The following is an 11,655-nucleotide window of genomic DNA, read 5'->3' on the forward strand; positions in this document are numbered from 1 at the left end:
GCGGTTTTATCAAAGGGCAAAAGCGGCCGGATCCGCCTGCTGCGCTGTTGTTTTTTAACGCAAACCTTTCTGCCGCAGAGACACGGCTTCTCTGTGACTAACTCGCGTGAATAAGGTACTATCCTCGCCAAATGACCCGCCGGTGCGGGCCACGAAGTGAGGATGCAAACGTAATGAGCGAAATGACGCAGGATGGTGCAGAGCGTCTTGCCCTGCACAAGTTTACCGAAAAAGCGTACCTGGACTACTCCATGTATGTGATTATGGATCGCGCGCTGCCCTATATCGGTGACGGTCTGAAGCCGGTGCAGCGCCGTATCGTCTACGCCATGTCAGAGCTGGGCCTGAGCGCCAGCGCCAAATTTAAGAAGTCAGCGCGCACCGTCGGTGACGTGCTGGGCAAATATCATCCGCATGGCGACAGCGCCTGTTACGAAGCGATGGTATTAATGGCGCAGCCGTTCTCCTATCGTTATCCGCTGGTTGATGGTCAGGGTAACTGGGGCGCACCGGACGATCCCAAATCTTTTGCCGCGATGCGCTATACCGAATCGCGCCTCTCTAAATATGCGGAAGTGCTGCTCAGCGAGCTGGGCCAGGGCACGGTTGATTACATCCCGAATTTTGACGGCACGCTGCAGGAACCCAAAATGCTGCCGGCGCGGCTGCCCAACATTCTGCTTAACGGCACCACCGGTATCGCCGTCGGCATGGCAACGGATATCCCGCCGCACAATCTGCGCGAAGTGGCTGAAGCCGCGGTGCGGCTGATCGACAAACCCAAAACCACGCTGGATGAGCTGCTGGATATTGTGCAGGGTCCTGACTATCCGACGGAAGCAGAGATCATCACGCCGCGTGAAGAGATCCGCAAGATCTACCAGAGCGGGCGTGGATCGGTACGTCAGCGCGCCGTCTGGAAAAAAGAAGAGGGTGAGGCAGTGATCACTGCGCTGCCGCATCAGGTCTCCGGCGCGCGCGTGCTGGAGCAGATCGCCGCCCAGATGCGTAACAAAAAACTGCCGATGATTGAGGATCTGCGCGACGAATCCGATCACGAAAACCCGACGCGGCTGGTGATTGTGCCGCGTTCTAACCGCGTCGATCTCGATCAGGTCATGCACCATCTCTTCGCCACCACCGATCTGGAGAAGAGCTACCGCGTTAACCTGAACATGATTGGTCTGGATAACCGTCCGGCAGTGAAAAACCTGCTGGAGATCCTCTCTGAATGGCTGGTCTACCGGCGCGATACGGTCACGCGCCGTCTGAATTACCGGCTGGAGCGCGTGCTGCGCCGCCTGCATATCCTTGAGGGGCTGCTGGTCGCGTTTCTGAACATTGATGATGTGATCCACATTATCCGCAGTGAAGATGAACCCAAAGCGGTCCTGATGTCGCGCTTTGCAATCAGCGAAACGCAGGCCGAAGCGATTCTGGAGCTGAAGCTGCGTCATCTTGCGAAACTCGAAGAGATGAAGATCCGCGGCGAGCAGGCCGAACTGGAGAAAGAGCGCGATCAGCTGCAGGCCACGCTGGCGTCTGAGCGGAAAATGAACAGCCTGCTGAAGAAAGAGCTGCAGGCTGACAGCCAGGCATACGGCGACGAGCGCCGCTCGCCGCTGCACGAGCGCGAAGAGGCGAAAGCGCTGAGTGAAAATGAGCTGGTGAGCGCTGAGCCGGTGACCATTGTGCTGTCGCAGATGGGCTGGGTGCGCAGCGCCAAAGGGCACGATATCGACCCTGCCGGCCTGAGCTATAAAGCGGGAGATAGCTATCGGGCGGCGGCGCGCGGCAAGAGCAATCAGCCGGTGGCATTTATTGACTCCACTGGCCGCAGCTATACGCTCGATCCCACCTCGCTGCCGTCGGCGCGCGGGCAGGGGGAACCGCTGACCGGCAAGCTGACGCTTCCGCCGGGCGCAGTGATGGAGCAGGTGCTGATGGAAGCGGACGATCAGAAGCTGCTGATGGCCTCTGATGCCGGCTATGGCTTTATCTGTACCTTTGCCGATCTGGTATCGCGCAACCGCGCCGGTAAAGCGCTGCTGACGCTGCCGGAGAATGCGCGCGTCATGACGCCGCTGGCGGTCAATTCCGGCGATGACATGCTGCTGGCAATCACCCAGGCGGGCAGAATGCTGATGTTCCCGGTGGCTGACCTGCCGCAAATGTCTAAAGGCAAAGGCAATAAAATTATCTCAATTCCTGCCGCAGATGCTGCCTCCGGTGCCGACCGGCTGCAGTGGCTACTGATTCTGACGCCGGGCAGCACTCTTACCCTCTATGTGGGTAAACGTAAGCTGATCCTGCGCGATGAAGATCTGCAGAAAGTGCGTGCCGATCGCGGCCGTCGCGGCAGCGTATCACGCGGCCTGCAGCGTATTGACAGCGTTGAAGTCAACGCGCCGGCACGCCCTAAGCGTGACGCAAGTGCAGAGTAACCAGGTTATCTGCGAAGGAGTATTTTTTTGAGGACGCTATGTTACTAATTTTACGCGCGATAATTATTATCATCTATTCCGTACTGGTCTGTGTCTTCGGCAGCATCTGGTGCCTGTTTTCGCCGCGCAACCCGCGCCATGTCGCGACGTTTGGCCATCTTTTTGGCCGGCTCTCCGGAGTGCTGGGCGTTAAAGTTGAGCTGCGTAAGCCTCCTGAGGCGGCGAATTACGGTAATGCTATCTATATTGCAAACCATCAGAACAACTATGACATGATCACGGCGGCGAAAATCGTACAGCCGACCACCGTTACCGTGGGCAAAAAGAGCCTGTTGTGGATCCCGTTTTTCGGGCAGCTCTACTGGCTGACAGGCAACCTGCTGATCGATCGCGACAACCGGGCGAAAGCGCACGGCACTATCGGAGAGATTGTCGGGCAATTTAAAAAGAAGCGTATCTCATTCTGGATGTTCCCGGAAGGCACGCGCAGCCGCGGACGTGGCCTGCTGCCGTTTAAGACCGGCGCGTTTCACGCTGCCGTCGCCGCTGGCGTACCCATTATCCCGATCGTCGTCTCCAATACGCATGGCAAAATTAATATGAATCGCTGGAAGAATGGCCTGGTGATTGTAGAGATGCTGCCACCGGTCGATACCGCACAGTTTGAGACCACCTCTGTGCGTAAGCTGGCGACCCACTGCCGTGAAATAATGTCTGCTAAGCTGGAAGAGTTAAACGCAGAAGTCGCTGAACGCGAAAAAAACGGTAAAATCTGAGCCCTATCCGGGGGTGGTGGATGCCACCCCCGTGCACCACAGCAAAATTAACAACAACAACAACATGGACACGGCGTTTTACGCCCCGCTCAAAAGGTCTGAAGTTTTATGTCTTGCAGCAGACGTCACTTTATTCAGCTTTCTGCCGGCGTTGCGCTGGCCTCCCCGGCACTGACTTTTTCAGCCCGCGCCGCTACTCCGGCTGGCGATGTCCCGCTGCCGGTCCCGCCGCTGATTGAATCCCGCCGCGGACAGCCGCTGTTTCTGACGCTGCAGCGCAGCCACTGGTCGTTTACGGGCAGCGGCAGCAAAGTTCCGGTCTGGGGCATTAACGGTCTCTATCTGGGGCCGACGGTGCGGGTTTACAGCGGTGATGACGTTAAGCTTATCTACAGCAACCGGCTTAATGAGCCGGTGGCGATGACGGTCAGCGGCCTGCAGGTGCCGGGCGCGCTGATGGGCGGGGCGCCGCGCATGATGTCAGCGGGTGCTGACTGGTCGCCGGTGCTGCCCATTCGGCAGGGGGCGGCGACGCTGTGGTATCACGCCAGCACGCCGAATCATATGGCCCCGCACGTCTATAACGGCCTGGCGGGAATGTGGCTGATTGAAGATGAGGTCAGCAAATCGCTGCCGCTGCCTAAGCACTACGGCGTGGATGATTTTCCACTGGTGATTCAGGATAAGCGCCTCGATAACTTCGCCACCCCGGTCTATAACCCGCCATCAGAGGGCGGGTTTCTTGGTGATACGCTGCTGGTTAACGGCGTGCAGAATCCCTATGTGGATGTTTCCCGCGGCTGGGTGCGCCTGCGCCTGCTGAATGCCGCCAATGCGCGCCGCTTTGACCTGCGTTTTTCAGACGGTCGCCCTTTTACCGTTATTGCCAGCGATCAGGGGTTCCTGCCTTCGCCGGTCGCGGTGCAGACGCTCTCTCTGGCGCCAGGCGAACGGCGTGAGGTGCTGGTGGATATGTCGCAGGGGGATGAAGTGTCAATCACGGCGGGCACGGCGGCAGGGATTATGGATCGCCTGCGCGGCCTGTTTGAACCCTCATCCATTCTGACCAACACGCTGGTGCTGACGCTGCGCCCGACCGGGCTGCTGCCGCTGGTCACCGATAACCTGCCGATGCGACTGCTGGCCGATCAGATCCTCGACGGCGTGGCGGTGCGGACGCGCGAATTTCGTATTGGCGACAGCGTACCGGGCATTAACGGCGCGCTGTGGGATATGAACCGCATCGATACCACAACGCAGCAGGGAACGTTTGAGCGCTGGATTATTCACGCCGATCGCCCGCAGTCGCTGCATATTCAGGGCGTCATGTTCCTTATCAAAAGCGTCAACGGCGCGCAGTCGATGGGCGAAGATCGCGGCTGGAAAGATACAGTCTGGGTTGACGGCAGTGTGGAACTGCTGGTGAGTTTTCCGCAAAGCGCCAGCGATCACTTCCCGTTTGTCTATTACAGCCAGACGCTGGAACTGGCCGATCGCGGTACGGCAGGGCAGATGGTCGTCAATCCGCTTTCCTGAAGCAGAGTGTGAAAGGGCCGCCGCTGAGGGCGGCCGCAAACATCATACTGCTTTAGCCGTTAAATGCTTCCGGATCGGGTCCCAGACGCTGGCCCTTATCCAGTTTGGTGATTTCACTGATCTCACTTTTCTCCAGCCGGAAATCGAAGACGTTAAAGTTCTCTTCAATGCGTGCCGGGGTGACTGATTTCGGGATCACCACCAGGCCGCTGTCCAGATGCCAGCGGATCACAATCTGCGCGGCGCTCTTGCCATATTTCTTCGCCAGCGTGCGGATAATCTCCTGATCGAAAACACCTTCGCCACCCTGTGCCAGCGGGCTCCAGGACTCTGTCTGGATCTGATGCAGCGCGTTCCAGGCGTGCAGCGTACGCTGCTGCAGCATCGGGTGCAGTTCAATCTGATTCACCACCGGCGTCACGCCGGTTTCATCAATCAGGCGTTTCAGATGGGCTTCATGAAAGTTACAGACGCCGATGCTTTTGGTCAGGCCCTGCTGCTGCAGCTCAACCATCTTTTTCCATGCCTCAACGTAGGTATCTTTCGCCGGACATGGCCAGTGCATCAGGTAGAGATCCACGCTGTCGAGCTGCAGTTTCTCCAGGCTGGTCTCCATCGCCTGCTGTACATTCTGCTGATCGTCATTCCACAGCTTGGTGGTGACGAAGATATCGTCGCGCGCTACCGGCGTATCCTTCAGCGCCCTGCCAATCGCCTCTTCATTTTTATAGGCGGCAGCGGTATCGATAGAGCGATAACCCACTTCCAGCGCTTTCAGTACGGCGGTATGCGCCTCTTCCTGACTTGCCTGCCAGACACCGAGGCCAAGCTGCGGCATCATATTGCCGTCGCGCAGTTTGATAATAGGTTGATCTGCCATAGGGGCTCCTTTTTCATTGCGATCGCTGAATGGAAAAACTGTGTGCTTAAGTCTAGACAACAAACGTGCAGTGCGGATCGCTCTGCCAGAGCGGACTCTGACCCTTTTCTGCAAAAATCTTGCCTGATCCTCCAGGGGAGTAGAGCTTTGTGCAGCGTTGCGGCACACTGAATTTTTTATCCGGAAAGCCGCCATGTCCCATGACGCCCTGTGTCGCCAGCTTGCCCGCCGGGTCGTCGCGCTAATGTGCGACCCGCAAAAACCGCACTGTGCAGTGAAAAATGTCCGGCTCATTTACGCCAGCGAAACGCTGCCGCGTACGCCGATGATGTATCAGCCCGGCATTGTGATCCTGTTTCAGGGACGCAAAACCGGCTATCTCGGCAGCACGGTCTTTCACTATGACGCCAGTAAATATCTGATGCTGACGGTGCCGTTGCCGGTTGAGTGCGAAACGGAAGCCACGCCCGATGCGCCGCTGGCGGGCATGTGTCTGAGCGTGGATACCGCTTCGCTGCAGGATCTGCTGCTGGATATCGGTGACGATGAGCAGTTTCAGCCCGCGGTGCAGACCTCGGGTATTCATTCTGCCTGGCTGAGCGAAGAGATGCTGTGTGCCGCAGAGCGGCTGCTGGATGTGATGAGCCATCCGCGCGATGCACGGGTGCTCGGCCCGCAGCTGGTCCGGGAAATCCTTTATTATGTGCTCACCGGTCCGATTGGCGGGGCGCTGCTGTCGCTGGTTAACCGGCAGACGCAGTTCAGTCAGATTGCGCGTGCGCTGCGGCGGATAGAAACGCATTTTGCCGACAGCCTGAGCGTTGAGACGCTGGCGGCCGAGGTCAACATGAGCGTGTCCGCTTTCCACCACAACTTTAAGGCGGTAACGCAGACGTCCCCGCTGCAGTACCTCAAACGCTATCGTCTGCATCAGGCGCGGCTGATGATGCTGCAGGATGGCGTAAAGGCGAGTACAGCCGCGCTGCGGGTAGGGTATGAGAGTCCGTCACAGTTTTCCCGGGAGTTCAAACGGCTGTTTGGCACAACGCCGGGTGAAGAGGTCAGCCGCGCGCGTCAAACGGTGCAGACGCTGCCGTTTGACGCGGCGTGATAATTAAGAGGTTTTCTGACGGCGTTTTTTCCAGATCACCACAATGCTGCCGGCCAGCCCGGTAAACAGCAGCACCAGCGGCAGGATCATCAGAATAGCCATAACCTGATCTTCATGCCGCTTGATAAACGGCACCTGGCTGATGCCGTAGCCCATCGTAACGACAATGCCGACCCACAACACGCCGCTTAACCAGTTAAACAGCTGAAAACGGCTGTTACGCAGTCCGGAGATACCCGCCATGGTAGGCAGCAGCGTGCGCACAAACGCCAGGAAACGGCCCACCAGCAGCGCCATCAGGCCGTGGCGGTTAAACAGATGCCAGGCGCGCTGATGGTACTGCGCGGGCAGATGCATCAGCCAGCTTTTGACCAGCTTTGTATTGCCCAGCCAGCGCCCCTGCAGATAGCTCAGCCAGCAGCCGAGGCTGGCGGCAGTGGTCAGGATCACCATGGTCGGCACAAAGTCCATTACGCCTTTAGCAATCATGGCGCCCGCCAGCAGCAGCAGGCTGTCACCCGGCAGAAACGACGCTGGCAGCAAGCCATTTTCCAGAAACAGCGTCAGAAACATCACGCCGTAGACGATCCATACGACATCCGGATTGGCCAGCGCAGCAAAATCCTGATGCCAGAGCGCCTGGACAATCTCATGTAAAACACCCATCTGCTATCCCGTCGAGTTACAAGGCTTTTATAGTAGCCCTCCGCAGCCGCCGGCGCGTTGATCTGACACGGCGAGCCACGGATGGTTGAAGGTTGGTTTAATTCGTTAAGCGGTCAAAACCCGCCTGCAGATCGGCCAGCAGGTCGCTGACGTGCTCCAGACCGATATGCAGACGTATCAGCGTGCCCGTAAAGTCGACGCCGCCTGCCGGGCGAATCGCCGCCAGCTCTTCGGGCTGGCTGGCCAGAATCAGCGACTCATAACCGCCCCACGAATAGGCCATGCTGAAATGATGGAAGCGATCGAGATAATTTGCCAGCTGCTGCGCATCCAGCCGCTCATGCAGCACAAATGAAAACAGGCCGCTGCTGCCGCTGAAGTCGCGCTGCCAGAAACGGTGTCCCGGGCTCTGCGCCAGCGCCGGATGATTGACCCGCGCCACTTCAGGCCGGCCAGTCAGCCACTCCGCCACCTGCAGCGCGCTCTCTTCGTGCTGGCGCAGGCGGGTGCCTAAGGTGCGCAGACCGCGGCTCGCCATATAGGCCGTATCCGCATCGACCATCTGCCCCATCAGGTAAGAGTTCTCACGCAGCTGCGGCCAGCAGCGGGCGTTGGCCACCGCGGTGCCAATCATGGCGTCGCTGTGACCAATGATATATTTGGTGCCGGCCTGGATAGAAATATCAATCCCGAACGACAGCGCGTTAAACAGCACGCCCGCCGCCCAGGTGTTGTCCAGCATGATAATCGCCTCGGGCGCTTTGGCACGTACGGCGGCAACAATCGCCGGGATATCCTGCACTTCCATCGTCACCGACGCCGGCGACTCAAGAAACACCACGCGGGTATTGGGCTGCACCAGTTCACCGATCTCACTGCCAATACAGTGATTAAACCAGGTGGTGGTGACCTGCATTTTAGTGAGGATTTTGCTGCAGAAATCCTGCGTCGGTTCGTAGACCGCTCCGCTCATCAGCACGTGATCGCCCGCTTCAACAAACGCCAGAATGGCGTTGGCAACGGCGGCTGCGCCGCAGGGATAGAGTGCACAGCCTGCGCCACCTTCCAGTTCGGTCATCGCATCCTGCAGCGAAAAGTGCGTAAGCGTGCCGCGACGGCCATAAAAGAGTTCGCCTTCAGCCCGCCCGGCGGTGGCGCGCTGTTTATCCGCGACGGTATCAAAAACCAGGGATGAGGCGCGCTGTATTACGCTGTTCACCGCGCCCTGCGTATAACGTTTATTACGTCCTGCGCTCACCAGCGCGGTATCCAGTTTTTTCGTAGCCATCACTGCCTGTCCTGACCCATCTTACAAAGCATTCACGTTACCACGAATCAGGGGAGGGGTTGAGCCTGTTTACCGATTATCAGAGTGGCACCAGCCCGGCAGTGCAGGCACAGCAGCAGCAGGCGCTGCTTTGTAAATAGTAATGAGAACGACTATCACTTAGATCCTTTTTTTTGCTATGATCGTCTCTTCAGTCGTGAACTCTACAACAGAATCTGGAGATGCAGCGTGGTAGCCAGTGATTTAATGCAGACAGACCTCTCCGTCTGGGGGATGTACCAGCATGCCGACATCGTGGTTAAAATTGTCATGATTGGCCTGTTACTGGCATCCGTCGTGACCTGGGCCATCTTTTTTGGCAAATATGCTGAACTGAGCGCCGCGAAACGTCGCCTGAAAAAAGAGCAGCAGGCGCTGGGCGCAGCACGCTCGCTGGCTGACGCTTACCGTACGGCAGAGAGCTTTAAAGCCAGCAGTCACAGTGCTGTACTGCTGGCCGATGCGCGCGAGGAGCTGACGCTGTCAGCGGGCACAGACGATCTGGCGGGCATCAAGGATCGCACCAGTTTTCGCCTTGAGCGTCGGGTAGGAGCGTTCGGTCGTCATGCCGGGCGCGGCAATGGTTTTCTGGCAACCATCGGTTCCGTGGCGCCTTTTATCGGCCTGTTCGGTACCGTATGGGGCATTATGAATAGCTTTATCGGCATCGCTAAAACGCAGACCACCAATCTTGCCGTGGTCGCGCCTGGCATTGCTGAAGCGCTGCTGGCGACAGCAGTCGGCCTGGTTGCCGCTATTCCTGCCGTGGTTATTTACAACGTTTTTGCGCGCATGATTGCCAATTATAAAGCGTCGCTGGGTGACGTCGCAGCCCAGGTGCTGCTGCTGCAAAGCCGCGATCTCGATCTCGGCACGGCGCACGTCGCGGCGGAAACCAGCCGTCCGGCCGCTACGCATAAGCTGCGCGCAGGATAATCATTATGGCGATGCGTTTAAACGATGAGGCCGCTGGCGACAGCGAAATGCATGAGATTAACGTCACGCCGTTTATCGACGTTATGCTGGTGCTGCTGATTATCTTTATGGTGGCGGCACCACTGGCAACGGTAGATGTACGCGTTAACCTGCCAGCGTCCACCAGCGCACCGCAGCCGCGCCCGGAGAAGCCGGTCTATCTCTCAATCAAAGCGGATAAGCAGATCTATATCGGCAATGATGCGGTGACGAAAGAGACGCTGGTAAACGCGCTGACTGCGCAGACCGCGGGAGATAAGCAGACCACTATCTTCTTCCAGGCCGATCAATCAGTGGACTATGCCACGCTGATGGCGGTGATGGACCAGCTGCGCGCAGCGGGCTATCTGAAGATTGGCCTGATGGGAATGGAAACGGCCGGCAAATAGCCGGACTGTTTTGCCGAAGAGAAAGCCGCTGATAACAGCGGCTTTTTTTATACCTGCTTTCTGCAGAGCGGCTGTCAGAACCGCCCCGCATTGTTAATTTCCTGTTACCTTTTGTCAGTCTTTGTAAAGCACAATGGTGATTCAGATCACATTCATTCCTGGCTTAGCAGGCTACAACGGGTAAAAAACCAGGAAGGACAGTATGAGCAGCCAGTTATCTCTGCAAAAACCTGCGCGCAGCGGGGCGAAAACCATCTTTAGCGTTACCAGCGGTAACTTTCTTGAGATGTATGATTTTATGGTCTTTGGCTACTACGCCACCGCCATCGCGAAAACCTTTTTTCCCGGCGACGATCCCTTTGCCTCTCTGATGCTGACGCTGATGACCTTCGGCGCCGGATTTCTTATGCGTCCGCTGGGCGCCATTGTGCTGGGTGCCTATATCGACCATCACGGCCGGCGCAAAGGCCTGCTGCTGACGCTGGGGCTGATGGCGATTGGCACACTGACCATTGCGCTGGTGCCGGGTTACGCCACGCTTGGCGCCGCGGCACCAATTTTGATCCTGCTCGGACGCCTGCTGCAGGGCTTCTCCGCGGGGGTAGAACTCGGCGGCGTCTCAGTCTATCTCGCAGAAGCTGCGCCCAAAGGACGTAAAGGGTTTTGGGTCAGCTGGCAGTCGGGCAGTCAGCAGGTGGCGGTGATTTTCGCTGCGCTGCTGGGACTGGGGCTGAATCATTTACTGGCGAAAGAGGCCGTTACCGAATGGGGCTGGCGTATTCCGTTTGTGGTGGGCTGTATGATTGTGCCGTTTCTGTTCTGGATCCGCCGCATGCTGGAGGAGACAGAGGCGTTCAGCCAGCGTAAAACGCATCCTTCGATGCGCCAGATTGTGCGGTCAGTCGGACAGAACTGGGCGCTGGTGCTGGCGGGCATGCTGATGGTGGTCACCACCACCGTTATGTTCTACATGATCACCGCTTTCACGCCAACCTTTGGCAAAACGGTGCTGATGATGAGCGATAAGCAGAGCTTTCTGGTCACGCTGTTTGTCGGGATATCCAATCTGTTCTGGCTGCCGGTTATGGGGGCACTTTCCGATCGGGTCGGACGGCGACCGCTGCTGATTATCTTTACCGTGCTAATGATCCTGACGGCCTGGCCGGTGCTGCACTGGCTCACCGGTTCCGCGAGCTTTGCGCATCTGGTCGAAGCGGAGCTGTGGCTCTCTTTTCTCTATGCCAGCTACAACGGTGCCATGGTGGTCTATCTGGCAGAGATTATGCCGGCAGAGGTGCGCGCATCCGGCTTTTCCCTGGCCTACAGCCTGGCGACCGCACTGTTTGGCGGCTTTACGCCAGCCATCTCCAGCTACCTTATTCATGCCACCGGCGATAAAGCGATGCCCGGCATCTGGCTCTCATTTGCTGCCGTCTGCGGACTGGCAGGCACACTGCTGATTGGCCGGATGGTGAGACAGTATCAGCAGCGCCACGCGGTAACGCCCGCCAGCGCCTCACTCTGATACTTTTCCGGCCGCGCCCTGCGGCC

The 11,655-nt window shown here is 57.9% G+C and carries 10 protein-coding genes; 7 read left to right on the forward strand and 3 right to left on the reverse strand.

Features of this window, described 5'->3' with window-relative positions; all coding sequences use genetic code 11:
* Positions 1-173 precede the first annotated feature (173 nt).
* The 3 genes from parC to ftsP all read left to right on the forward strand — a co-directional run bounded on the left by parC (position 174) and on the right by ftsP (position 4,756).
* Positions 174-2,444, forward strand: coding sequence for a DNA topoisomerase IV subunit A (gene parC, locus F3J39_RS09690; RefSeq protein ID WP_104085428.1), 2,271 nt, complete (start codon positions 174-176; stop codon positions 2,442-2,444).
* Between the two features lie 38 nt (positions 2,445-2,482).
* The gene (locus tag F3J39_RS09695; RefSeq protein WP_039380186.1) at positions 2,483-3,220 is read left to right on the forward strand and encodes a 1-acylglycerol-3-phosphate O-acyltransferase; all 738 of its coding nucleotides are present in this window, start codon (positions 2,483-2,485) and stop codon (positions 3,218-3,220) included.
* Positions 3,221-3,328: 108 nt separating this feature from the next.
* Positions 3,329-4,756: a cell division protein FtsP gene (ftsP, locus tag F3J39_RS09700; RefSeq protein ID WP_071669236.1), complete on the forward strand. Its 1,428-nt coding sequence runs from the start codon at positions 3,329-3,331 to the stop codon at positions 4,754-4,756.
* A 52-nt stretch (positions 4,757-4,808) separates the two neighbouring features.
* Here ftsP and dkgA read toward each other — a convergent pair whose 3' ends face one another.
* Positions 4,809-5,636: a 2,5-didehydrogluconate reductase DkgA gene (gene dkgA / locus F3J39_RS09705; RefSeq protein WP_166714124.1), complete on the reverse strand. Its 828-nt coding sequence runs from the start codon at positions 5,634-5,636 to the stop codon at positions 4,809-4,811.
* Between the two features lie 193 nt (positions 5,637-5,829).
* Here dkgA and F3J39_RS09710 point away from each other — a divergent pair, with 193 nt between their 5' ends.
* Positions 5,830-6,747, forward strand: coding sequence for an AraC family transcriptional regulator (locus F3J39_RS09710; RefSeq protein ID WP_166714125.1), 918 nt, complete (start codon positions 5,830-5,832; stop codon positions 6,745-6,747).
* Positions 6,748-6,750: 3 nt separating this feature from the next.
* Here F3J39_RS09710 and F3J39_RS09715 read toward each other — a convergent pair whose 3' ends face one another.
* On the reverse strand, positions 6,751-7,413 hold the full coding sequence (locus F3J39_RS09715; protein ID WP_039380178.1) for a DedA family protein: 663 nt from the start codon (positions 7,411-7,413) through the stop codon (positions 6,751-6,753).
* A 97-nt stretch (positions 7,414-7,510) separates the two neighbouring features.
* The gene (gene metC, locus F3J39_RS09720) at positions 7,511-8,701 is read right to left on the reverse strand and encodes a cystathionine beta-lyase (RefSeq protein WP_104085429.1); all 1,191 of its coding nucleotides are present in this window, start codon (positions 8,699-8,701) and stop codon (positions 7,511-7,513) included.
* Between the two features lie 246 nt (positions 8,702-8,947).
* Between metC and exbB the strand changes: the two genes are divergently transcribed.
* The 3 genes from exbB to F3J39_RS09735 all read left to right on the forward strand — a co-directional run bounded on the left by exbB (position 8,948) and on the right by F3J39_RS09735 (position 11,629).
* Positions 8,948-9,676 (forward strand): tol-pal system-associated acyl-CoA thioesterase, encoded by a 729-nt coding sequence (exbB, locus tag F3J39_RS09725; RefSeq protein WP_186368988.1) that lies wholly within the window; start codon positions 8,948-8,950, stop codon positions 9,674-9,676.
* Positions 9,677-9,681: 5 nt separating this feature from the next.
* On the forward strand, positions 9,682-10,104 hold the full coding sequence (exbD, locus tag F3J39_RS09730; protein ID WP_039380171.1) for a TonB system transport protein ExbD: 423 nt from the start codon (positions 9,682-9,684) through the stop codon (positions 10,102-10,104).
* 202 nt (positions 10,105-10,306) lie between these two features.
* Positions 10,307-11,629, forward strand: a complete 1,323-nt coding sequence (locus tag F3J39_RS09735; RefSeq protein ID WP_108569911.1) for an MFS transporter — start codon at positions 10,307-10,309, stop codon at positions 11,627-11,629.
* Positions 11,630-11,655 lie beyond the last annotated feature (26 nt).

It is taken from the genome of Pantoea sp. Acro-807 (assembly GCF_011752675.1).
Taxonomy (GTDB): domain Bacteria; phylum Pseudomonadota; class Gammaproteobacteria; order Enterobacterales; family Enterobacteriaceae; genus Pantoea; species Pantoea eucrina.